The sequence below is a fragment of the Arthrobacter sp. 05T45 genome (genome assembly GCF_056395875.1).
The window spans coordinates 124,700-146,163 of sequence record NZ_JBFTKI010000005.1; the positions used below are offsets into that span (position 1 = coordinate 124,700).

The 21,464-nt window shown below is 68.0% G+C and carries 19 protein-coding genes; 4 read left to right on the forward strand and 15 right to left on the reverse strand.

Annotated elements, in window-relative coordinates; genetic code table 11:
• Window positions 1-15: 15 nt before the first annotated feature.
• From AC1DGD_RS08005 to dxr, 5 genes are all read right to left on the reverse strand, one after another.
• Window positions 16-306, reverse strand: coding sequence for a YciI family protein (locus tag AC1DGD_RS08005; RefSeq protein WP_476856456.1), 291 nt, complete (start codon window positions 304-306; stop codon window positions 16-18).
• Between the two features lie 58 nt (window positions 307-364).
• Entirely contained in the window at window positions 365-871 is a 507-nt protein-coding gene (locus tag AC1DGD_RS08010) for a hypothetical protein (RefSeq protein WP_476856457.1), read from the reverse strand.
• A complete protein-coding gene (locus tag AC1DGD_RS08015) occupies window positions 868-1,563 on the reverse strand; it encodes a MarR family transcriptional regulator (protein WP_476856458.1) in 696 nt (231 codons plus the stop codon). Before AC1DGD_RS08015 ends, AC1DGD_RS08010 begins: the two co-directional genes overlap by 4 nt.
• 119 nt (window positions 1,564-1,682) lie before the next feature.
• The gene (locus AC1DGD_RS08020) at window positions 1,683-3,014 is read right to left on the reverse strand and encodes a M50 family metallopeptidase (protein WP_476856459.1); all 1,332 of its coding nucleotides are present in this window, start codon (window positions 3,012-3,014) and stop codon (window positions 1,683-1,685) included.
• Window positions 3,015-3,032: 18 nt separating this feature from the next.
• Entirely contained in the window at window positions 3,033-4,217 is a 1,185-nt protein-coding gene (gene dxr, locus AC1DGD_RS08025) for a 1-deoxy-D-xylulose-5-phosphate reductoisomerase (protein WP_476856460.1), read from the reverse strand.
• A 164-nt stretch (window positions 4,218-4,381) separates the two neighbouring features.
• Here dxr and AC1DGD_RS08030 point away from each other — a divergent pair, with 164 nt between their 5' ends.
• Entirely contained in the window at window positions 4,382-5,896 is a 1,515-nt protein-coding gene (locus tag AC1DGD_RS08030; RefSeq protein ID WP_476856461.1) for a lipase maturation factor family protein, read from the forward strand.
• 135 nt (window positions 5,897-6,031) lie between these two features.
• Here AC1DGD_RS08030 and AC1DGD_RS08035 read toward each other — a convergent pair whose 3' ends face one another.
• The 3 genes from AC1DGD_RS08035 to AC1DGD_RS08045 are packed head-to-tail and all read right to left on the reverse strand — an operon-like array spanning window position 6,032 to window position 9,157.
• Entirely contained in the window at window positions 6,032-7,564 is a 1,533-nt protein-coding gene (locus AC1DGD_RS08035) for a tripartite tricarboxylate transporter permease (protein WP_476856462.1), read from the reverse strand.
• On the reverse strand, window positions 7,557-8,108 hold the full coding sequence (locus tag AC1DGD_RS08040) for a tripartite tricarboxylate transporter TctB family protein (protein WP_230009576.1): 552 nt from the start codon (window positions 8,106-8,108) through the stop codon (window positions 7,557-7,559). The genes AC1DGD_RS08035 and AC1DGD_RS08040 overlap by 8 nt, the downstream gene beginning before the upstream one ends.
• 2 nt (window positions 8,109-8,110) lie before the next feature.
• Window positions 8,111-9,157 carry a Bug family tripartite tricarboxylate transporter substrate binding protein gene (locus AC1DGD_RS08045; protein WP_476849412.1) on the reverse strand — a complete coding sequence of 349 codons (1,047 nt, stop codon included), beginning with the start codon at window positions 9,155-9,157 and terminating at the stop codon, window positions 8,111-8,113.
• A gap of 172 nt (window positions 9,158-9,329) precedes the next feature.
• Between AC1DGD_RS08045 and AC1DGD_RS08050 the strand changes: the two genes are divergently transcribed.
• Window positions 9,330-10,910, forward strand: a complete 1,581-nt coding sequence (locus AC1DGD_RS08050) for an ATP-binding protein (RefSeq protein WP_476856463.1) — start codon at window positions 9,330-9,332, stop codon at window positions 10,908-10,910.
• Window positions 10,907-11,635 carry a response regulator gene (locus tag AC1DGD_RS08055; RefSeq protein ID WP_476849410.1) on the forward strand — a complete coding sequence of 243 codons (729 nt, stop codon included), beginning with the start codon at window positions 10,907-10,909 and terminating at the stop codon, window positions 11,633-11,635. The genes AC1DGD_RS08050 and AC1DGD_RS08055 overlap by 4 nt, the downstream gene beginning before the upstream one ends.
• Window positions 11,636-12,523: 888 nt before the next feature.
• Here the strand turns inward: AC1DGD_RS08055 and AC1DGD_RS08060 are convergent.
• The 7 genes from AC1DGD_RS08060 to AC1DGD_RS08090 all read right to left on the reverse strand — a co-directional run bounded on the left by AC1DGD_RS08060 (window position 12,524) and on the right by AC1DGD_RS08090 (window position 20,624).
• Window positions 12,524-13,366, reverse strand: a complete 843-nt coding sequence (locus AC1DGD_RS08060) for an HpcH/HpaI aldolase/citrate lyase family protein (protein WP_476849409.1) — start codon at window positions 13,364-13,366, stop codon at window positions 12,524-12,526.
• Window positions 13,363-13,935: a MaoC family dehydratase gene (locus AC1DGD_RS08065; RefSeq protein WP_476856464.1), complete on the reverse strand. Its 573-nt coding sequence runs from the start codon at window positions 13,933-13,935 to the stop codon at window positions 13,363-13,365. The genes AC1DGD_RS08060 and AC1DGD_RS08065 overlap by 4 nt, the downstream gene beginning before the upstream one ends.
• A complete protein-coding gene (locus tag AC1DGD_RS08070) occupies window positions 13,932-14,693 on the reverse strand; it encodes a CoA transferase subunit B (RefSeq protein ID WP_476856465.1) in 762 nt (253 codons plus the stop codon). The genes AC1DGD_RS08065 and AC1DGD_RS08070 overlap by 4 nt, the downstream gene beginning before the upstream one ends.
• 2 nt (window positions 14,694-14,695) lie before the next feature.
• A complete protein-coding gene (locus tag AC1DGD_RS08075; protein WP_476856466.1) occupies window positions 14,696-15,496 on the reverse strand; it encodes a CoA transferase subunit A in 801 nt (266 codons plus the stop codon).
• A gap of 19 nt (window positions 15,497-15,515) precedes the next feature.
• Complete coding sequence (locus AC1DGD_RS08080; RefSeq protein WP_223914042.1) at window positions 15,516-16,679, reverse strand: acyl-CoA dehydrogenase family protein; 1,164 nt, start codon at window positions 16,677-16,679, stop codon at window positions 15,516-15,518.
• A 104-nt stretch (window positions 16,680-16,783) separates the two neighbouring features.
• Window positions 16,784-19,009 carry an acetyl/propionyl/methylcrotonyl-CoA carboxylase subunit alpha gene (locus tag AC1DGD_RS08085; RefSeq protein ID WP_476856467.1) on the reverse strand — a complete coding sequence of 742 codons (2,226 nt, stop codon included), beginning with the start codon at window positions 19,007-19,009 and terminating at the stop codon, window positions 16,784-16,786.
• A gap of 7 nt (window positions 19,010-19,016) precedes the next feature.
• The gene (locus AC1DGD_RS08090; protein WP_476856468.1) at window positions 19,017-20,624 is read right to left on the reverse strand and encodes a carboxyl transferase domain-containing protein; all 1,608 of its coding nucleotides are present in this window, start codon (window positions 20,622-20,624) and stop codon (window positions 19,017-19,019) included.
• 160 nt (window positions 20,625-20,784) lie between these two features.
• Between AC1DGD_RS08090 and AC1DGD_RS08095 the strand changes: the two genes are divergently transcribed.
• Window positions 20,785-21,456, forward strand: a complete 672-nt coding sequence (locus AC1DGD_RS08095; RefSeq protein WP_476856469.1) for an SACE_7040 family transcriptional regulator — start codon at window positions 20,785-20,787, stop codon at window positions 21,454-21,456.
• Window positions 21,457-21,464 lie beyond the last annotated feature (8 nt).

The following is a 21,464-nucleotide window of genomic DNA, read 5'->3' on the forward strand; positions in this document are numbered from 1 at the left end:
TGCGGGCGGGACGGGCTAGGCGTGCTCGGCCAGAAGACCGGTCAGCGGCGCCCACACGGTGGTGCGGGTGCCCGAGATGGCACCGGCGGCTGCGAAGGGGTCCTGCCGCAGAAGGTCATTCAAGGCCGCCTCATCGGCGGCCTTGAAGATGAGCAGCGCGCCTGCACCGTCGCCGTAGGGGCCGCTGGCCAGCAGGGCGCCGTCACGGGCAAGATCCGCGGTCCATTCGCGGTGTGCCGGGCGGCTGGCATCGCGGACCTCGGATGATTCGGCGTCGTACACGTACTCCACAGCAAAAACAGTCATATGGATACACTATCGCCCTGTTTGCCCGGTTCCCATCCGGAGGCTCCGGGGCACGCGGTCAGCCGAGGAAGAGGACCTTGGCCAGGGCGGCGACACCGGCTGCCCAGAGCATGGAGGTGAGGGTTCCGATGATGAACCGCTCGGCCGCCACCGGGGTGGCTTTCAACTCGGCAAACCGGCCGAGGCCCTTGATGGCCACGACGTAGGCGATGGCGACGGGCTGGCCGGCCAGGATCGCCAGGCACACGGCGAACCGTTCCAGGATGCCGATAATGGCGCCGCCGCGCAGGATGCGCACGCTGCTGACGGTCTCGGCGGGCGGCGCGGCGGCCGCCGCTGCCGGGGTAGGCGCTGCTGCGTCCGGCCCGGCCGGCTCCGGGGCCGCCTGGAGGTCGGGGTCCGTGGTGGAGTCGGCGGCGGGGTCCTCGGCCGCGTCCCCGCCGGCGCCGACGCCGGCGCCGGCCCGGTCATCAATGGTGCGGGCGAGGCGGAACACCCAGGCAGTGACCGGCCAGCCGACGAATCCTGCGGTGAGCAGGGCCAGCGTGATCCACAGGGCGTTCACTTCTCTCCTTCGGTGCTGTCGTGGGCGAGGGTCAGCAGCAGTTCTGCGGCCGGCCTCGCGGCCCATTCTTCCTGCCAGCCCGAGCGGAGGACTGCGCGGCTCACCGACTGCTCCGTGATTCCGAGTTTCTGTGCCGCTATTTTTTGGCTGCCGTGGGTTCCGTGGGTGTCTTGCCGCACCGAGCGCAGCACGTCCACCACCTTCCATTGCGCCGCGGTCCGGTCCTGGACCAGGCGGCCAATCAGGCGGAGCACCGCCTCCGCATTGGCGCAGGCCCTGGCCCCCTGGGATCCGCTGGCGCCGTCCGCGGCCGTGGTTGCCGCATTTGCATTTGCCCGCCGGCGGTCGCGGCCGGCAACCACGGCGAGGGGAACATGGGCGGCCGCCCCCTTGGCCCGGTCGACGGCGGACCGGGCCGCCACGAAGGCGGGACCGGAGCCTTCGCGCGGGCTGGCGGGCAGCGGCAGGTCCACCTCCCCCACTCCGATCCCGACATACCAGCGGCCGCTGCGCAGGGCGTGAAGGGCGATCTCCACCACCTCGTCGGCCCGTTCCACGACGCCCTGGACCTCGTCGCCCACCGAACGCTCAAAGCGCCCGGCGGTGGAGAGTGCGCTGAGCCCCTTCAGGAGGCCGGGGACCCGGTCGATGTCGCCCGTGCTGCCGCGCTGGTCGATTGTCATGACGTACATGACCCCAGCCTAGGGAGCTGATCCGGAATAATCAACCGTTTTCAACTGATTACTTAAAATCAGCCTAAATAGGCTTATGAATGATAGTCAGCGGAATTTGGCTGAAATACCAGCCGGGCCTATCCGAAGAGGTTGACCGGCTTGACGATGTCGGCGTAGATCAGCAGCGCGCCCATGCCCATCAGCAGCACCGCCACCACATACGTCACCGGGAGCAGCTTGGCGATATCGAAGGCGCCGGGATCCGGGCGGCCGAACAGCTTGGCGATCTGGCGCCGGGCCCCCTCGTACAGCGCGCCCGCGATGTGGCCGCCGTCGAGCGGCAGCAGCGGAATGAGGTTGAAGACGGCCAGGGCGAAGTTGAGTCCGGCCAGCAGACCCACCAGGGCGGCGAAGCGGGACTGCAGCGGGACTTCCTCCATCGCGGCGACCTCGCCGGCCACGCGGCCCACGCCCACCACGCTGATGGGGCCGTTGGGGTCCCGGGGTTCCTCGCTGAAGGCTGCCTTGGCCACACCGGCCACGCGCTCCGGCAGGTTCACCACCACACCGGCGACCTGCTTGATGTTCTCCCCCGCCATCGGCAGCACGGCCGACGCCGGCTGCTGCACGAGTGCCGTCTGGGCGCCGATGCCCAGGAAGCCGACGTCCTGGTATTGGAGGCTTCCGTCAGCGGCCTTGGCCTGGCGGCCGTCGGGACCGAGAACCGGGCGGGCGGAGAGCACGGGCGTGACGGTTGTCGAGACGGTGGCGCCGCCGCGCTCCACGGTGATGCTCACCTGCCGGCCCGCCGAGGCGCGGATCCAGCCGGTGAGTTCGTCCCACCTGGTGACGGCCTTGCCGTCGAAAGAGGTGATGGTGTCATTCGGCAACAGGCCCGCGGCCGCGGCCGGGGTGGGCTTGCAGTCGGCGGAGTCCGGGTCCACGGTCTCGCCGGCCTTGACCTGGCATTTGGAGACGTCCGCGATCGTGGTGGTCTGGCTGGCGGTGCCGAATCCCATCAGCAGCACCGCGGTCAGCACGACGCCGATCAGCAGGTTCATCGCGGGCCCGCCGAGCATGATGATGATCTTTTTCCAGACCGGCAGCCGGTAGAAGACCCGGGTTTCGTCGCCGGGGCCGATTTCCTCGTGGGCCAGGGAGCGGGCATCGGATGCCAGTGACTGGAACATTCCGGTGCTGGAGGTGCGGACGGTGCCGTCTTCCTTGTTCGGCGGGTACATCCCGATCATGGACACGTAGCCGCCCAGCGGGATGGCTTTGAGGCCGTACTCGGTTTCGCCCCTTTTCTTCGACCAGACGGTGGGTCCGAACCCGATCATGTATTTGGTCACGCGGACCTTGAAGAGCTTGGCCGGGAGCAGGTGCCCGACTTCATGCAGGGCAATGGACACGGCGATGCCGATCGCCACGAAGACGACACCGAGGACAAAGAGGAGGACGGGGCTCATACTGTGATCTGCTGCTTCCTAGACGCTTCTTACGGCTAAACGTTCGTGGGTGCGGGCGCGTGCCCATCTTTCAGCATCCAGTACGGACTCCACCGTCAGCCCGGAGGAGCCTGAGTGTTCGCTGAGGACGGCATCGATGGTGTCCACAATGTCGGTGAACCGGATCTGCCCGGCGTGGAAGGCCATCACCGCTTCCTCGTTCGCGGCATTGAACACGGCCGGGAAGGTGCTGCCCTGCGTGGCGGCCGCCTTCGCGAGGTCGACGGCGGGGAACGCCACGGTGTCCAGCGGCTCGAACGTCCAGCTGGTGGCCTTGCTCCAGTCACAGGCCCTGGCGGATCCGGGGACCCGGTCCGGCCAGCCGAGGCCGAGGGCGATGGGCAGGCGCATGTCCGGCGGCGAGGCTTGGGCGATCGTGGAGCCGTCGACGAACTGGACCATGGAATGCACCACAGACTGCGGGTGGACCACGACGTCGATCTTCTCCAGGGGGATGTCGAAGAGCAGGTGCGCCTCGATCACCTCCAGGCCCTTGTTGACCAGGCTGGCGGAGTTGGTGGTGACCATCAGGCCCATGTCCCACGTGGGGTGGGCCAGGGCGTCCTGCGGTGAGACGTCGTGCAGTTCGTCCCGGGTCTTGCCGCGGAACGGCCCGCCCGATGCCGTCAGGATCAGCCGGTCCACTTCCGCGGCGGAGCCGGAGCGCAGGCACTGTGCAATGGCCGAGTGCTCCGAATCCACGGGGACGATCTGCCCTTCGCGGGCCGCGGCCTTGACCAGGGCGCCGCCGACGATCAGGGACTCCTTGTTGGCCAGTGCCAGCGTTGCCCCGGAGGCGAGGGCGGCCAGGGTGGGGGCAAGTCCGATGGAGCCGGTGATGCCGTTGAGGACGACGTCGGCGGTGATTTCCGCGACCCGGGTGGAGGCGTCGGGGCCGGTGATGAGTTCGGGGCTGTACCCGATGAGTCCTGCCGCGCGGGCGGCGTCGTCGATCATGTCCCGGAGGGCGGAGGCATCCCCGGAGGCGACACCGACAGCCTGGGCGCGGGTGTGGACGGCCTGCCGGGCCAGGAGTTCGAGGTTGCCGCCGCCGGCGCTGAGCGCGACGACCTCAAAAAGGTGCGGGGCGCCGTCGACGACGTCAATCGCCTGTGTGCCGATGGAACCGGTGGACCCGAGGAGGACGATTTTGCGCGGCTGCATGATTCAAGTATCCCGCACCGCGCCGGTGCGCCGCGTTCGCCTCGAGGTGGCACTTCACGGCAGTCGCGGCGTGCAGCAGTGCCGTGAAGTGCCAGCTCGACGCCGTCGGGTTGAGTCTTCCGCCGCTCGTTGACGCAGCAGGGCGGAGGCGTAACGTGGAAAACGTGGAGTGGACCGCGTGGTTCGACGCGCCGGAGTACGAGTTCGCCCGGCAGGTGCTGCAGCGCAGCACCGCCACCCTGTATTTCGTGGCCTTCCTCTCCTCGCTGAACCAGTTCCCGGCCCTCCTCGGCGAGCGCGGCCTGTTGCCGGTGCCGGCGTATCTCGAGGGCTTCAACCGTTTGGGCCGGCCCAGCCTGTTCCGCTGGCGCTACTCGGACCGGCTGCTGCGGACGGTGTGCTGGAGCGGCATGGCCATTGCCGCCACGCTCATCGCCGGGCTGCCGCAGCTCGGGCCGCCGTGGGTTCCGCTCATCGCGTTCCTGGCCCTGTGGCTGTTGTACATGTCGATCGTGAACGTGGGGCAGACGTTCTACGGCTTCGGCTGGGAAATGCTGCTGCTGGAGGCCGGGTTCACGGTGGCCTTCCTCGGTTCCGACCAGACTCCCCCGCCCCGGACCATCCTGATCCTGCTGGTCTGGCTGGTGTTCCGGCTGGAGTTCGGGGCAGGCCTGATCAAGATCCGGGGAGGCCAGGAATGGCGGGACCTGACGGCGCTGTACTACCACCACGAGACCCAGCCGATGCCGGGGCCGCTGAGCCGGCAGGCCCACCTGCTCCCCAAGGCCTGGCACCGGCTGGAGGTCCTGGGCAACCACTTCGCCCAACTGGTGGTGCCCTTCTTCCTCTTTGCCCCGCAGCCCCTGGCCAGCGCCGCCGCCGGAATCATCATCTTCACCCAGCTGTGGCTGGTGGCGAGCGGAAATTTCGCCTGGCTGAACTGGATGGCGATCATCCTGGCCTTCGCGGCGGTCAGCGATCCCGTGGCGCACGCCGTGATTCCGGCGATCCCGCTGGACTGGCATGCGGCGTCCCCGTCCGCAGGAACCGGAGCAGGAGCGGCGGTGGGCGCAGCCGGGGTGGGCAGCCAGGCGCCGGTTCCTTGGCTGGTGGTGGTCCTGGTGGCCACCGTGCTGCTGGTGGTGCTCAGCTACCGGCCCATCGAGAACCTCTTCTCCCACCACCAGTTGATGAACGCATCCTTCAACCGCTGGCAGCTGGTCAACACCTACGGCGCGTTCGGCACCGTCACGAAGCGGCGGATCGAGATCGTGGTGGAGGGAACCCTCGACGAGGACCCCGGCGACGACGCGGACTGGCGGGAGTATGGGTTCAAGGGCAAGCCCGGCGACGTCCGGCGCATCCCGCGCCAGTACGCCCCATACCACCTGCGGCTGGATTGGCTGATGTGGTTCCTGCCGCTGCGTACCGTGCACGAGGAGTGGTTCTACGCGTTTCTGGCCAAACTGCTGGCGGCGGACCGGCCCACGCTGCGGCTGCTGCGCGACGACCCGTTCGCCGGCGGACGGCCGCACTGGATACGTGCCACCAGCTACCTCTACCATTTCTCCACCCGGGCCGAGTTCCGCGCGACGGGCCAGCGCTGGATCCGGACCCCGCTGTATGTCGTCATCCCGCCGTCCCGGCTCCCGGCGCCGCGCCCGACGTCGGAGGCGTGAGGCCCGGCGTCGTGAGGCCCGGCGCGGTGCGTTGCGGCCCGGGGCGGTGCGTTCCCGTGGGCCCGTTTACCGCAAATGGCCGGAATGAGTGTCGTCATTCCGGCCATTTGCGGCAATTCAGTTCAACGCCCGCGCTTAGACGGACACCGCTTCCTTCGCCGGCGCAGCCTCCAACGTTGCCTGGCGGCGGCGCAGCCACCACGAGGCGGCGAAGATCAGTGCCATGGAGACGTACACCACCAGGGCGAACGGCGAGGCGAACAGGGCCGTGGGGTCGTTTTGCGAGAGCTGCAGCGAACGCCGCAACTGCACCTCGAACATCGGCCCCAGGATCATCGCCACCACCATGGGCGCCACGGGATAGCCGTAGCGGCGCATGAAGTAGCCCAGGATGCCCACTATCAGCAGGATGCCGACGTCGCTCGGGGAGAAGTTCACCGAGAAGGCGCCGAGGGCGGCGAAGACCAGGATGCCGGCGTAGAGGTAGGGCCGCGGGATCTGCAGGATCTTCACCCACAGGCCCACCAGAGGCAGGTTCAGCACCAGGAGCATGAGGTTGCCGACGTACAGCGACGCGATCAGGGTCCAGACAAGCGCGCCCTGGTTTTCGAACAGGAGCGGGCCGGGCTGGATCTGGTAGCGCTGGAACGCCGTGAGCATCATGGCCGCCGTCGCCGTCGTCGGGATTCCGAGGGTCAGCAACGGCACCAGGACACCGGCGGCCGCGGCGTTGTTGGCCGCTTCCGGTCCGGCGACGCCTTCGATCGCGCCTTTGCCGAACTGGGCCTTGTTGGCGCCCTTGGCCAGCTTCCGCTCGGCGGCGTAGGACAGGAATGTGGAGACGTCCGCGCCGCCGGCCGGGACGGTGCCGATCGGGAACCCGATGAAGGTTCCGCGCAGCCACGGCTTCCAGGACCGCTTCCAGTCCTCCTTGGACAGCCAGGCGTTCTTGCCCTTGCTGACGGGGATCAGCTCCACCGGGCCGTGCCGCAGCTTCGATGCGACATAAAGCGCCTCGCCGAGGGCAAAGAGGCCCACGGCCACGAGGACCATGTCGACGCCGTCAACCAGGGTGGGGTTGTCGAACGTGAAGCGCTGCTGGGCCGTGCTGTCATCGATACCGATCAGGCCGATGAACAGCCCGAGCGCCAGGGATGCCAGGCCGCGCAGGACGGAGGCGCCCAGCAGCGCACCGACGGTCAGGAAGGCCACCACCATGAGGGCCACGTAGTCCACGGGGCCGAGGCCGACGGCGAAGTCGGCCACGACGGGCGCCAGGAAGGTCAGCAGGACCGTCGCGATGGTGCCCGCGATGAAGGATCCGATCGCCGCCGTCGCCAGGGCTGCCGCTCCCCTGCCGGCCTTGGCCATCTTGTTTCCTTCGAGCGCCGTGACGATCGATGAGGACTCGCCCGGCGTGTTCAGCAGGATGGAGGTGGTGGAACCGCCGTACATGCCGCCGTAGTAGATCCCGGCGAACACGATCAACGCAGCCGCGGGGTCCAGGGCATAGGTGATGGGCATGAGCAGGGCCACGGTCATGGCGGGGCCAATGCCGGGCAGCACGCCGACGGCGGTGCCGACGAAGACCCCGCCCAGGGCGTAGAGCAGGTAGACGGGCTGGAGCGCGGTGGAGAATCCTTCGAGCAGGAGCATGAAGCTATCCATGGAAGAACGGCACCCCCTCGAACAGCGGCCCTGGCGGCAGGGAAACACCGAGCAGGCCGCCGAAGACGTACTGCAGCACCAGCGCCAGGATCACGGACACGGCGATCGCCTTCCAGAGGGGTTTGGCGTCCAGGGACCAGGCGGCACCGCTGAAGAGCACGGCGGCGGCCACCGGCCAGCCGGCCGGCTCGATCAGGAAGATGTGCAGCACCACGAAACCCACGAGTTTGGCCAGGGCCACCCAGTCGGTCTTGGCGGTCACGTCCAGGTCTTCGCTGTCCTCGGCCTGCCCGACTTTGCCGCGGAGGACCTGCAGGACCACCCCGGCGCCGCACAGCACCAGCAAGCCGCACACGATGTAGGGGAAGGCACGCGGGCCGATGCCGGTCTCCGACGGCGGGATCGGAATGGATCCCGCCGTCGCCAGGCCCGCGACGCCCACGCTGACGAACACGAGGGCGAACAGGATCTCCCCGGTCGGCCGCTTGGCGGGCGCCGCAGGGGGCGCCGCGGCGGGTGCAGACGTTGATGCGAGGTCAGACACTGTTACTTGACCAGGCCGATCTGGGTCAGGGTGGTCTTGACCTTGGCGATGTCCTCGGTCAGGAAGGTCTTGAAGCCGTCACCGGCCAGGAACGCGTCGTCCCAGTTGTTCTTGGTCAGGGTGGACTTCCAGGCCTCTGACGCGTGCAGCTTGGTGACGACGTCGGTCAGCTTCGCTCGCTGGGCGTCGTCGATGGACCCGGGGGCCACCACGCCGCGCCAGTTGGTCAGCACGACGTCGATCCCCTGGTCCTTGAGCGGCTTGATCCCGGGAAGCGCCGGGGCCTCGGCCTTTCCGGAGACGGCGAGCGCCCGGACCTTGCCGGCCTTGACCTGTTCGGCATACTCGCCCACGCCGGAGATGCCGGCCTGGACCTTGTTGCCGAGCAGCGCCGCGATGGACTCGCCGCCGCCGGAGTAGCCGATGTAGTTCAGCTTGTCCGCCTCCACGCCCTGGGATTTCAGGATCTGCCCGGCCAGGATGTGGTCCGCGCCCCCGGCCGAGCCACCCGTGATGGCCACGCCCTTGCCGTTGGCCTTGATGTCCGCGACGAGGTCGGCGACCGACTGGTATTTCGACGACGCCGGCACCACGAGAACCAGCGGCTCTTCAGTGAGCCGCGCGATCGGGGTGGTGTCTTCGAGCCGGGTCTTGGCGCCATTGGTCTCGACCGCACCCACCATGACGTAGCCCATCACCATGAGGGTGTTGACGTCCTTCTCGGTGGCGAGCTTGGCGAGGCCGTTGGTCCCGCCGCCGCCGCCAATGTTGGTGACCTGGGCGGAGGAGACGAGCTTGTTGGTCTGCAGGTCCTGCTGCATGGCACGTCCGGTCTGGTCCCAGCCACCGCCGGGGTTGGCCGGGACGATGATGCTGAGCTTCTTGATCGGATCGGCGCCCGCGGACCCGCCGGCAGCGGTGCCGGTTCCGCTTCCCGCGCAGGCGGACATGGCCAGGACGACTCCGGCGGCGCCGGCAATGAGGGCGGCGCGACGTGTGTGGGTGGGACGCGTGAAAGCGGGCCGCGTGAAAAAGTTCTGGGAAGTCATGGTTTCTCCTAGGGCGAATGTGATGCACATCATTGGAATCACGTCACTGACCCTAGGAGCGCCCGCCGAACGGCAACAGCATTTGGCCGTAGAGGTAGTAGTGGTCATATTGGTCACGGCCCCGGCCGTCTTTTTGGCGGGCGGGCTGCGCCCCCAATGGGAAACTTGTGACATGTTTCACAAGATTCCCCTTCGGTTCCAGCTGGTCGCATTGCAGCTGGGCATCGTGCTGGCTGTCCTCACGGTGGTGGGGGCCGTGACCATCCGGATGCAGGAACAACAGCTCCGTGACGCCTACAAGGGCCGGCTGATCGGCGTCGCCGAAAGTGTTGCCCAGCTGCCCTCGGTCATCAACGCGTTCGGCACATCGTCGCCGGCCCAGACAATCCAGCCGATCGCGGAAGTCATCCGGCAGGCATCCAACGTCACCTATGTGGTGGTGACGGACCGGCACGGGGTCCGTCAGTCGCACCCCAATCCGGCGGAAATCGGCCGGCCGGTCTCCACCGATCCGTCCGTGCCGCTGTCCGGGGAGATCTACGTGGGTACCCAGACGGGCACGCTCGGTGAGTCCTGGCGGGTGAAGGTTCCCATCTTCGATGCGGCCGGCGCCGTGATCGGCTCCGCATCCGTGGGGGTGCTGGAGAGCACCCTGGCCGCCGACCTCCATGAGGACATGCCGCAGCTATTCGGCTGGCTGCTCGGGGCGGCACTGCTGAGTTCGCTGGGCGCGATGTATGTCTCGAAACTGGTGTGGCGGCGGATCTACAAACTCGAGCCCGAGGACATCGCTGCCCTGCTCGAAACGCGCGACGCCATGCTCCACGGCCTGGGTGAAGGACTCGTGGCGGTGGACGCCGACGGCAGGGTCGCGCTGGTCAACGATGAGGCACGCCGCCTGCTCGCCCTGGCCGGGGACATCACCGGGACCCCTGCAGCGGCAAGCCTGGAACCGGCGGTCCTCCGCTTGCTCTCGGCCGGGTCCGCCACGGAGGAACTGGTGCTCTCGGGTGAACGGATTCTGCTGGGCAAGGTCAATGCGGCCACCGTCGACGGCCGCGAAGTCGGCAAGGTGCTGATCCTGCGCGACCGCACGGAGCTCCACACCGTCCTGCGTGACCGCGACGGCGCCGTGGACGTGACGCAGGCACTCCGCGCCCAGGCGCACGAATTTGCCAACAAACTGCACGTCATCTCCGGGCTGCTGGAGCTCGGAAAGCAAGACAAAGCCATCGAATACCTGGGCCGCAGCCACAACGACGCCGTCTTCGCGAACCGGCCGCTGGCGGCCGGAATCACCGACCACGGGGTCCAGGCGCTGCTGATCGCCAAGTCCACGGTCTGCGCCGAGCGCGGCATCGAGATCATCGTCAGCCCGGATTCGCTGTGCTCGGTTGATGACTCGGGCGACGTCATCACGGTGCTGGGCAACCTGATCGACAACGCTGTGGACGCTGCGGGTTACGACAGCACTGTTGCCATCCGGCTGGGCGAGAGCGCCGACGGCGGGCGGACAATCGTGGTGGAGGACGACGGACCCGGCGTCCCGGTTCCTGAACGCGCTAAAGTGTTCGAGCCCGGCGTGACCAGCAAGGAGTCCGAGGGAATCAACAGCCGCGGGTTTGGGCTTGCCCTGGTCCAGCGGGTTGCCCTCCGGCGCGGAGGCCGGGCGGCAGTATCCTCATCGGCGTTGGGCGGAGCCTGCTTCTCGGTAGTGCTCAGAACAAAAGAGGCGGAACTACAAAACCAATGAACGCCATACGCACCCTCATCATTGACGATGACGTAGCAGTGGCCGGGATCCATCACGGGTTCCTACTGGCACGCGGCGGATTCGACGTCGTGGCCATGGCCCACACCGGGCAGCAGGGCATCGATCTGGCCGCGGAGCTGGGCCCGGAGCTGGTGTTGCTGGACATCCATCTGCCGGACATGTCCGGCCTGGACGTCCTGCAGCGGCTGCGCGCGCGCCGGCGGCCGGTGGATGTCCTCGTGATCACCGCGTCCCGGGAGCTGGACACGGTCCGCGGCGCGATGGCCGGCGGGGTGCTGCACTACTTGGTCAAGCCCTTCTCCTCGCAGGCATTGAATGAACGGCTCGACGAGTACGTCATGCTGCGGGACGATCTGGCCTCCGGCGCTTCCGGGCCGCTTGACCAGGCGAGCATCGACCGCCTTGTCGCGCCCTCCCGCCGGTCCGCGGTGGCGGAAACCCCGGCGGGTCAGCCCGCCCAGCCAGACCAGGCCGCCGTACGGCTGCCCAAGGGACTGTCGCGCCCCACCCTGGACGCGGTCATCGAGGCACTGAAGGCCAGTCCGGAGGACGTCTCCGCGGCCGGCCTGGCGCTGCAACTGGGCCTGTCCCGGGTCAGCGCCCGCCGCTACCTCGAGTACCTCGTGGTTCACGGCCATGCCCGGCTGACGCCCCGGTACGGAGCCGCGGGCCGGCCGGAGAACCGTTACCTCTGGCGCCGCTGAACATGTCCGGTTCTTGGAGGCAGCAATGAGCAAGTCCAGTTCATGACGGCCACACAGAGCATGTCCAGTTCATGACGGCCACACAGAGCATGTCCAGTTCATGACGGCCACACAGAGCATGTCCAGTTCATGACGGCCACACTGAGCATGTCCAGTTCATGACGGCCACACTGAGCAGGTCCAGTTCATGACGGCCACACGGGACACGTGGCACAAATGCGGGGCACGGGCCTGGGGTTGCGCGGCACAGGGCACCCATTTGACGCAGATGGCCGCAATACGATCAGCCAATCCGGCCATCTGTGGCGAATCGGCGAAGTCCAGCCCGGCAGAGTCCCACCTCGGCACCCACGAAGTTGCCCGGCGCCAGCCCCGGGACGCCGGCAGCCGCCCAGGGACCCATCGGCACAAGGCCTCGGAGAATGGTCGAGGATTCAGAGCCACAGGGCACCCAATTGACGCAGATGGCCGCAATACGATCAGCCAATCCGGCCATCTGTGGCGAATCGGCGAAGTCCAGCCCGGCAGGATCCCACCTCGGCACCCACGAAGTTGCCCGGCGCCAGCCCCGGGACGCCGGCCACCCAGGGACGCATCGGCACAAGGCCTCGGCACCCACGAACATGCCCGGCGCCAGCCCCGGGACGCCGGCCACCCAGGGACCCATCGGAACAAGGCCTCGGAGAATGGTCGAGGATTCAGAGCCACAGGGCACCCAATTGACGCAGATGGCCGCAATACGATCAGCCAATCCGGCCATCTGTGGCGAATCGGCGAGTTTCACACGGCAGAGCTTCACCCGGGCACACGCTGGTGGGCACACGCTGGTGGGCACACGCTGGTGGGCACACGTTGGTGGGCACGTGTCGATGGGCAGCCGGCCCGCGGTCAGGACCCGACGCGGCCCGCGCGGCGCAGTGTGGACGCGGCGTGCTTGAGGATGGGCCCGTCGACCATCTTGCCCTTGAACTGGAAGACGCCCGAGCCTGCCGCGGAGGCGGCATCGAGCAACTCCGCGGCTGCCGAGACGTCGGCCTCCGAGGGTGCATAGGCTTCGCGGACCACGGCCACCTGGTCCGGATGGATGCAGGCCTTGGACGAGAATCCGGACGCCACCGCGTCACGTGATTCAAGTGCCAGTCCGGCCAGATCCGGGATGTTGACGTAGACGGCGTCGATCGCGTCCTTGCCGAAGGCGCCGGCGGCCAGCAGCACGCTGGAACGGGCGTGCAGCGCGACGGCCCGGTAGCTGCCGTCCTCCGCCCGGCTGGAGGTTCCGCCGAGCGATGCCAGCAGGTCCTCCGCACCCCACATCAGGGCCACCACATTGGGCTCGGCGGCGATGGCGGCGGCGTTGAGGACGCCGGCGGCCGTCTCGCAGAGGGCAATCACGCTGTAGCCCTCGAGTTCCCTCAGCTGGGCAGCGCTCTCCGCCTTGGCCAGCATGATGTGCCGGTACGGCGTGTGCTTGAGGCAGTGCATGTCCTTCTCGAACTCGTCCGTGCCGGCCGGGTTGACCCGGACGATCGTGCGGGACGGATCCAGTTCCGGGACGTCGCCGGTGGCGCCAAGCTGGGCAAGGATGGCGCCGCGGGCCCGCTGCTTGTCGGCAGGGGCGACGGCGTCCTCAAGGTCCACGATCACGGTATCGGCGCGTTCCGCGGCTTTTTGGTACCGCTCGGGGCGGTCGGCGGGGCAGAACAGCAGGGCAGGGCCCATCAGGAAACTCATGTCTCTATTCTCCCCTTTTGCGCCGCTTCCAGCTCGGCAGCGGCGTGGGCCTCGCGTGTCCACATCAGGCAGCTGCGGGCGGCGAGCGCCACCACGTCCCCGTGCTGGTTCCGTCCGGTGTGCTGCATGGTCACGATGCCCTGCCCCGGGCGGGACGCGGACAGCCTCTTCCCGGTCACCACCGTCTCCGTGTACAGGGTGTCCCCGTGGTACAGCGGGTGCGGAAAAGACACATCCGTCAGGCCGACCTGGGCGATGATGGTGCCCTGGGTCAGCTGCGGCACGGACTGGCCCACCACGGTGGCCAGGGTGAACATCGAATTCATCAGCCGCTGGCCGAAGGGCTGCCCGGCGCTCCAGGCCGCGTCGAGGTGCAGGGCCTGGGTGTTCATGGTCATGGTGGTGAAGAGGACGTTATCCGTCTCCGTGAGCGTCCGGCCCGGCCGGTGGGCGTAGACCACGCCCTCCTCCAGCTCATCGAAATATAGCCCGCGCTGCTCGATCACCCGGGGGGTGCCGGTACCCGGGTGTGCGCCTGTGCCCGGTGAAGTCGTGCCTGCATCACTCATACGGTCAGTTCCTGGTCTTCCTCAAAGAGTTCGGCTCCGGTGGCCGCCACGACGTCCTCCACGGACACGTTCGGCGCCAGTTCGCGCAGCACCAGCCGGGACTTCCCGCCCTCGGTCACGACGTCGATCACGGCGAGGTCGGTGATGATCCGGTCCACGCAGCCCTTGCCGGTCAACGGCAGCGTGCAGGATTCCACGATTTTCGGCTTGCCGTTGCGGTCCACGTGATCCATCATCACGATCACCTTCTTGGCCCCGAACACCAGGTCCATCGCGCCGCCCATGCCCTTGACCATCTTGCCCGGGATCATCCAGTTGGCGAGGTCGCCGTTGACGGCGACCTCCATCGCGCCGAGCACGGCCACGTCGACGTGGCCGCCCCGGATCATGCCGAAGGAGGCGGCGGAATCGAAGAACGCCGCGCCCTTGTTGACCGTGACGGTTTCCTTGCCGGCATTGATCAGGTCCGGGTCGACTTCATCCTCGGCCGGGTACGGCCCGACGCCCAGGATGCCGTTTTCCGAATGCAGCACCACCTCGACGCCGGCCGGAATGTAGTTGGGTATCAGCGTCGGCATGCCGATGCCGAGGTTGACGTACTGGCCGTTGTGCAGTTCCTGCGCCACGCGGGCCGCGAGTTCATTGCGGGTCCAGCCCTTGCCCTCAGTACCGGCGGCGTGTTCGACCGCGGAGCGCCGGTATTCGTGGCGCACGGCCTCGGGACGGGGCGGGGCCTCTGCGGCTTTGTTCGTTTCCACGGCTAGGCTCCTGCCTGCTCTGGCGACAGTTTTGGTGCGCCGGAGGCACCGGTGGCCACCGCAACCGTCCGCTTCTCAATGCGTTTCTCGCCCTGCGGGGCAAGAACCACGCGCTGGACGAAGATCCCTGGGACGTGGACGTGCTCCGGGTCCAGCTCCCCCGGCTGCACGAGCTCCTCGACCTCGGCGATGGTGATCTTCCCTGCCATGGCGCACAGCGGGTTGAAGTTCATGGCCGTGGCGTGGAAGACGAGGTTGCCGTGGCGGTCACCCTTCCAGGCGTGCACGAGGCCGAAGTCCGGGGTCAGCGATTCCTCCAGCACGTACTCGGCGCCGTGGAAGCTGCGGACTTCCTTGGGCGCGGAGGCAATCGCGACGTTGCCCTCGGCGTCGTACTTCTGCGGCAGGCCGCCGTCGGACACCTGGGTGCCGACGCCGGCCGGGGTGTAGAACGCCGGGATACCCGCGCCGCCGGCGCGCAGCTTTTCGGCCAGCGTGCCCTGAGGGGTGAGGACCACCTCCAGCTCGCCGGAAAGGTATTGCCGGGCGAACTCCTTGTTCTCCCCCACGTAGGAGCTGATGGTGCGCCGGATCCGGCCGTCCTTGAGCAGGATCCCGAGGCCCCAGTCGTCGACGCCGCAGTTGTTGCTGACGGTTTCCAGGTCCGTGGCACCGCGCTCATGCAGGGCCTCGATCAGCGTCACGGGAATGCCGCACAGCCCGAACCCGCCGACGGCGAGGGAGGCGCCGTCGTGAATGTCCGCGACAGCCTCGGCGGCGCTGGCAACAACTTTGTTGATCATCGGTGATCCTTCCGGCCGGCTACAGTCCCAGTTCGCGGGCGATCAGCATCAGCTGGACCTCCGTGGTGCCCTCGCCGACTTCAAGGATCTTGGAGTCGCGGTAGTGGCGCGCCACGGTGAATTCGTTGATGAAGCCATAGCCGCCGAACACCTGGGTGGCGTCCCGCGCGTTGTCCATGGCTGCCTCGCCTGCGACCATCTTAGCGATGGCCGCCTGCGTCTTGAACGGCTTGCCGGCAAGCATCCGGGCGGCCGCGTCGTAGTAGGCCAGGCGGGCCGTGTGGGCGCGGGCTTCCATCCGGGCGATCTTGAATGCGATGGCCTGGTATTTGCCGATGTTCTGCCCGAACGCGCTGCGTTCCTTGGCGTATTTCACCGACTGGTCCACGCAGCCTTGGGCCGCGCCGACGGCCAGGGCCGCGATCGCGATCCGGCCTTCGTCCAGGATGGAGAGGAAGTTGGCGTAGCCGCGGCCCTGGGTGCCGAGCAGGTTTTCCTCGGGGACGTGGACGTTGTTGAACGTCAGCGGGTGGGTGTCCGAGGCGTTCCAGCCGACCTTGTTGTAGGCCTTTTCCGCGGTGAAGCCCGGAGTGTTGGTGGGCACCAGGATGGTGGAGATTTCCTTCTTGATGCTGCCGTCCGCGCGTTCCTCCTGGCCGGTCACCGCGGTGACGGTGACGAGCCTGGTGATGTCCGTGCCGGAGTTGGTGATGAACTCCTTGTTGCCGTTGATGACCCACTCACCACCGCCCAGCTTGGCGGTGGTCTTGGTGCCGCCGGCGTCCGAACCGGCTTCCGGCTCGGTCAGGCCGAAGCCGGCGAGCGCCTTGCCGGAGGCCAGCAGCGGCAGCCATTCCTGCTTCTGCGCCTCATTCCCGAAGCGGTGGATCGGCATCGCACCGAGCGAGACGCCGGCCTCGAGGGTGATCGCGACAGACTGGTCCACCCGGCCGAGCTGCTCCAGGGCCAGGGCCAGGGCGAAGTAGTCCCCGCCCATGCCGCCGAACTCCTCCGGGAACGGCAGGCCGAACAGGCCCATGTCCGCCATCTGGGAGACGACCTCGTAGGGGAAGCTGTGCTCTTCGTCGTGCTTGGCGGAGACCGGGGCCACCACTTCGTCGGCGAATTCGCGGACGGTGTCGCTAAGGATCTGGTAGTCCTCGCTGAGTTCAAAATCTGCCATGGGGTGACTCCTGTTTCTGAGGTACATCTGTGGTCTGTTGAAAGGTGTTGGGTGCGCCGGGGTTGGTGAGCCGGGGTGGCGGCGGTGAGATCAGTGCGGTTCCGTCATTCGGCCGCGCCCATCGCGATGACGGCTTCCTCGATCGTGTCCTCCGCTTTCGAGGGTTCAGTCGGAACAGCGGGGTGGATCGTTGCCACCACCTGATCGGCCTTGACGAGGTCGCCGGAGCCGACGCTGATGTGGACAGTTCCGTCCAGGGGCGCCACGAGCTGGTGCTCCATCTTCATGGCTTCCACCGAGAGCAGGACCTGGCCGGCCTCCACGGCGTCGGCGTTGCCGACGGACACCGACACCACGGTGCCGGGCATCGGCGAGCGCACCGCCGGGTCGGCGGCGCCTTCCTCGCGTTCGATCGCGGCGAGCACCCGGGCGAGCCGGATCTCCCGGGTGAGCACCTCGAGCCGGCAGGACCAGCCCTCGTTGCCGAGGAACACTTCCGTTGGCATCGGGTTGCCGGGGCCAGGGGGGACGGGCCCGCGGTGGACAGGCGCCAGCGCGTAGCTGCGGGATTCGTCGCCCAGAGTCAACTCCGCGGCGCCTCGCTTGGTGGACCGAAATGATGCCGGGCGTCGCGGGCCGCCGTTGACCGCCACGGCCGCCGTCCCCCGCGCCAAGGAGCCGGATACCTGCACCGTGGCGATACCGCCGTCGGGGGTCCCCAGGCTGATCCGGCGCGGGGCAGCTGCACCGAGCCGCCACCCGTTACCGAGATGCCAGGGGCCTGTCCCGGCGTCCTGCGTTTCATGCTCGTGCATCGCAGCGGCGAAGACGGCAGCAGCGGCCACCTCGAAGTCGCCCGGGTGCCGGAAGGAGAACTCCGGCATTTTCCGTTCGATCAGGCCGGTGTCGAGCCGTCCGGCGCGGACGTCGGCGTCGTTGATCAGCAGCCGCAGGTATTCGACATTGGTGTCGATGCCCAGCGCGGTATACCCGGCGAGCGCCTCATCGAGGGTGTCCAAAGCCTCAGCCCGGTCCTCGCCCCACGCGATGACCTTGGAAATCATCGGGTCGTAGCTGCTCGAGATTTGGAGGCCCTCCAGCAGGGCCGAGTCGACACGGACCTTGCCACTCGCGGTGTCCGGCAGTTCGTCCAGCAGCACGACCTGTCCGATGGACGGCAGGAAGTTCTTCTCTGGCACCTCAGCGTAGACGCGTGCCTCCACCGAGTGGCCGGTCAGCACGACGTCGGCCTGGGTCACCGTGAGTTCCTCGCCGGCGGCGATGCGCACCTGCCATTCGACGAGGTCAATGCCGGTGACCATCTCGGTGACGGGGTGTTCGACCTGCAGGCGGGTGTTCATCTCCATGAAGAAGAACTCGTCCGGGGCGGCGTCCGAGACCAGGAATTCCACGGTCCCGGCGCCGGAGTAGTGGACGCTGCGCGCGGCCTGGCAGGCGGCTTCGCCGATCCGGGCGCGGATCTCCGCCCCGTCGGGCAGGGATTCCAGCAGCGGGGACGGTGCTTCCTCGATGACCTTCTGGTGGCGGCGCTGCAGCGAGCACTCGCGCTCCCCGAGGTGGATGACGTTGCCGTGATTGTCCGCCAGGATCTGGACCTCGATGTGCCGCGGGGTGAGCACGAGCCGTTCCAGGAACAAGGTGTCGTCGCCGAAAGCACTCGCGGCGACCCGGCGTGCGGTGGCCAGGGTGGCTTCCAGGTCCTCGGCGCGTTCGACGATGTGCATGCCCTTGCCGCCGCCGCCGGCGGAGGGCTTGATCAGCAATGGGAAGCCGACGCCGGCCGCGGCCTCGATCAGCTGCGCGTCGGTCATGCCGGGTTCAGCGATGCCCGGGACCACGGGGACGCCGTAGCCGGTGACGTGGTTCTTGGAGCGGATCTTGTCGCCCATGACGTTCAGGGATTCGACGCCGGGGCCGATGAACGTGATGCCGGCGGCTTCGAGGGCGCGGGCAAAGTCGACGTTCTCGCTCAGGAAGCCGTAGCCGGGGTGCACGGCCTCGGCGCCGGTGTCGCGGCAGGCCTGGATGATGGCCTCGATCTTGAGGTAGCTCTCGGTGGCCGCGGCGGGCCCGATCCGGACCGCCAAGTCGGCTTCCCGCACGTGCCGCGCGTCGGCGTCGGCGTCGGAATAGACGGCGACCGAACGGATGCCGAGGGCGCGCAGGGTCCGGATGACGCGGCAGGCGATTTCGCCGCGGTTGGCGACGAGCACGGTGCCGAACAGCGGGGTGCCGGTTGTGGGGGTGGCTGGAGGGGTGGCCACGGAAGGCGTGGTGGGCGAAGAGATGGTCGGCGAAGAAAGATTCATGGCTGGCTCACATCCGGAAGAGGCCGAAGGAGGTCTCCGGCAGCGGGGTGCGGGAGACGACGTCGAGCGCCAGTCCCAGGACGGTGCGGGTGTCCGCGGGGTCGATCACGCCGTCGTCCCAGAGGCGGGCGGTGGAGTAGTAGGGGCTGCCCTGGTCCTCGTATTGGGCCTTGATCGGGGCCTTGAAGGCTTCCTCGTCCGCGGCGGACCATTCCTCGCCGCGGGCCTCGTACTGGTCCCGCTTCACGGTGGCGAGCACGCTGGAGGCCTGGTTGCCGCCCATGACGGAGATCCGCGACGCCGGCCACATCCAGAGGAAGCGCGGGGAGTAGGCGCGTCCGCACATTGAGTAGTTGCCGGCGCCGAAGGACCCGCCGATCACGACGGTCAACTTGGGGACCCTGGCGGTGGCGACGGCGGTGACCATCTTGGCGCCGTTCTTGGCGATGCCGCCCTGCTCGTAGTCCTTGCCGACCATGAAGCCGGAGAGGTTCTGCAGGAAGATCAGCGGGATCCCGCGCTGGTCGCACAGTTCGATGAAGTGCGCGCCCTTGAGCGAGGACTCGCTGAACAGCACGCCGTTGTTCGCCACGATGCCCACCGGGTGGCCGTGCAGCTTGGCGAAGCCCGTGACCAGGGTGGTGCCGTAGTTCTTCTTGAACTCGTGGAACCGGCTGCCATCGACCAGCCGGGCGATGACCTCACGCACGTCGTACTGGGCGTTGACGTCCGTGGGCACGGCACCGTAGAGCTCATCCGGGTCGGCAACGGGCTCGACGACGGTGTCCACGTTCCAGACTGGCGCGGAGGGCTTCGGCAGGGTGGAGACGATGTCCCGGACGATCTGGAGGGCATGCTCATCGTTCTCGGCCAGGTGGTCCGTGACCCCGGAGATCTTCGAGTGCACGTCGCCTCCGCCGAGTTCCTCCGCCGTGACGATCTCGCCGATCGCGGCCTTCACCAGCGGCGGGCCGCCCAGGAAGATGGTGCCCTGGTTGCGGACAATCACGGTCTCGTCGCTCATCGCGGGGACGTAGGCGCCGCCGGCGGTGCAGGAGCCCATGACCGAGGCGATCTGCGGGATCTTCGCCGCGGACATCCTCGCCTGGTTGAAGAAGATCCGGCCGAAGTGTTCCTTGTCCGGGAAGACCTCGTCCTGCTTGGGCAGGAACGCCCCGCCGGAGTCCACGAGGTAGATGCAGGGCAGCCGGTTCTCCAGGGCGATTTCCTGCGCGCGGAGGTGCTTCTTCACCGTCATCGGATAATAGGTGCCGCCTTTGACCGTGGCGTCGTTGGAAATGACCAGCACCTGGCGGCCGTGCACCAGCCCGATGCCGGCAATGACGCCGGCACCGGGCGAGTCGCCGTCGTACATGCCGTCCGCGGCCAGCGGGGCGATCTCCAGGAAGGGGCTGCCATCGTCGAGCAGCTGGTCAATGCGCTCGCGCGGCAGGAGCTTGCCGCGCGCCACGTGGCGTTCCCGGGACTTCGCGGGCCCGCCCAGCGCGGCGGTGGCGAGCCGTTCCCTCAGCTCGCCGGCCAGCCCCAGTTGGGCCTCCCGGTTCGCGGCGTAGGCGGTGCTCGTCGCATCCACCCGGCTGGCGATTGTCTCCATTGACTGTTTCCGTTCCCTGACCTGCGCGGACTTGCGCGCCGGAGCGGCAACTCAGGCCGCCCGACTATTTCGGTTAGTACCGCATAACTGAGATTTAGGTTAGTCTCTATTAACTGTGATGTCCAACACAGGGATCATTTTGTAAAGAGGGGATGCGCCGGTGACCGAGCCCAGCCAGACTGCCCAGCTTCCGTCAGCGCAGGCAGCCCCGCCCCAGGCAGCCTCAACCCAGCGCAGCCAGGCCAAGGCGAACAGACGGCAGGCCCTCCTGTCCGCCGCCGCTGCGCTCTTTGCCCTGGAGGGCTTCAACCGCGTTTCCCTGGAGGATCTCGGGGCCGCGGCCGGCGTCAGCGGACCGGCGGTCTACCGTCACTTCGCCGGCAAGCAGGCCGTCCTCGGCGCCCTGCTGCTCAGTGTCAGCCAGGACCTGCTCGACGGCGGCCGCAGGGTGGTGGCCGATTCCGACGGCGATCTGGCGGCGTTGGGCGGGCTGGTGGCCTTCCACGTCGACTTTGCGCTGAGCAACCCGGACGTCATCCGGGTCCAGGACCAGGACTTCAGCAACCTGGCCGGCGAGGACCAGGCCGAGGTCCGCACGCTTCAGCGCAACTATGTTGAACTCTGGGTGGACGTGCTGGCCGGACTGCACGAGGGCACGGAGGCCGCCGAACTGCGGATGCGCGCGCATGCCACGTTCGGGCTGATCAACTCGACCCCGCACTCGGTGCGCAGCCACGGGCGCCGGATCGGGGTCCGCCGCGCGAGGCCGCTGCTGGAAAGCATGGCGCTGGCCGCGCTCCTGGCACCGGCTCCCACCGAGCCGCTCGGCTAAGCAACTCC

Bases quoted from the DNA above. Each gene is read 5' to 3' on its own strand.
- AC1DGD_RS08055 (WP_476849410.1), top strand. From the start codon at position 10,907: ATGAACGCCATACGCACCCTCATCATTGACGATGACGTAGCAGTGGCC.
- AC1DGD_RS08085 (WP_476856467.1), bottom strand. From the start codon at position 19,009: ATGAATCTTTCTTCGCCGACCATCTCTTCGCCCACCACGCCTTCCGTG.
- AC1DGD_RS08090 (WP_476856468.1), bottom strand. From the start codon at position 20,624: ATGGAGACAATCGCCAGCCGGGTGGATGCGACGAGCACCGCCTACGCC.
- AC1DGD_RS08035 (WP_476856462.1), bottom strand. From the start codon at position 7,564: ATGGATAGCTTCATGCTCCTGCTCGAAGGATTCTCCACCGCGCTCCAG.
- AC1DGD_RS08080 (WP_223914042.1), bottom strand. From the start codon at position 16,679: ATGGCAGATTTTGAACTCAGCGAGGACTACCAGATCCTTAGCGACACC.
- AC1DGD_RS08045 (WP_476849412.1), bottom strand. From the start codon at position 9,157: ATGACTTCCCAGAACTTTTTCACGCGGCCCGCTTTCACGCGTCCCACC.
- AC1DGD_RS08005 (WP_476856456.1), bottom strand. From the start codon at position 306: ATGACTGTTTTTGCTGTGGAGTACGTGTACGACGCCGAATCATCCGAG.
- AC1DGD_RS08050 (WP_476856463.1), top strand. From the start codon at position 9,330: ATGTTTCACAAGATTCCCCTTCGGTTCCAGCTGGTCGCATTGCAGCTG.
- AC1DGD_RS08015 (WP_476856458.1), bottom strand. From the start codon at position 1,563: ATGTACGTCATGACAATCGACCAGCGCGGCAGCACGGGCGACATCGAC.
- AC1DGD_RS08060 (WP_476849409.1), bottom strand. From the start codon at position 13,366: ATGAGTTTCCTGATGGGCCCTGCCCTGCTGTTCTGCCCCGCCGACCGC.
- dxr (WP_476856460.1), bottom strand. From the start codon at position 4,217: ATGCAGCCGCGCAAAATCGTCCTCCTCGGGTCCACCGGTTCCATCGGC.
- AC1DGD_RS08075 (WP_476856466.1), bottom strand. From the start codon at position 15,496: ATGATCAACAAAGTTGTTGCCAGCGCCGCCGAGGCTGTCGCGGACATT.
- AC1DGD_RS08020 (WP_476856459.1), bottom strand. From the start codon at position 3,014: ATGAGCCCCGTCCTCCTCTTTGTCCTCGGTGTCGTCTTCGTGGCGATC.
- AC1DGD_RS08065 (WP_476856464.1), bottom strand. From the start codon at position 13,935: ATGAGTGATGCAGGCACGACTTCACCGGGCACAGGCGCACACCCGGGT.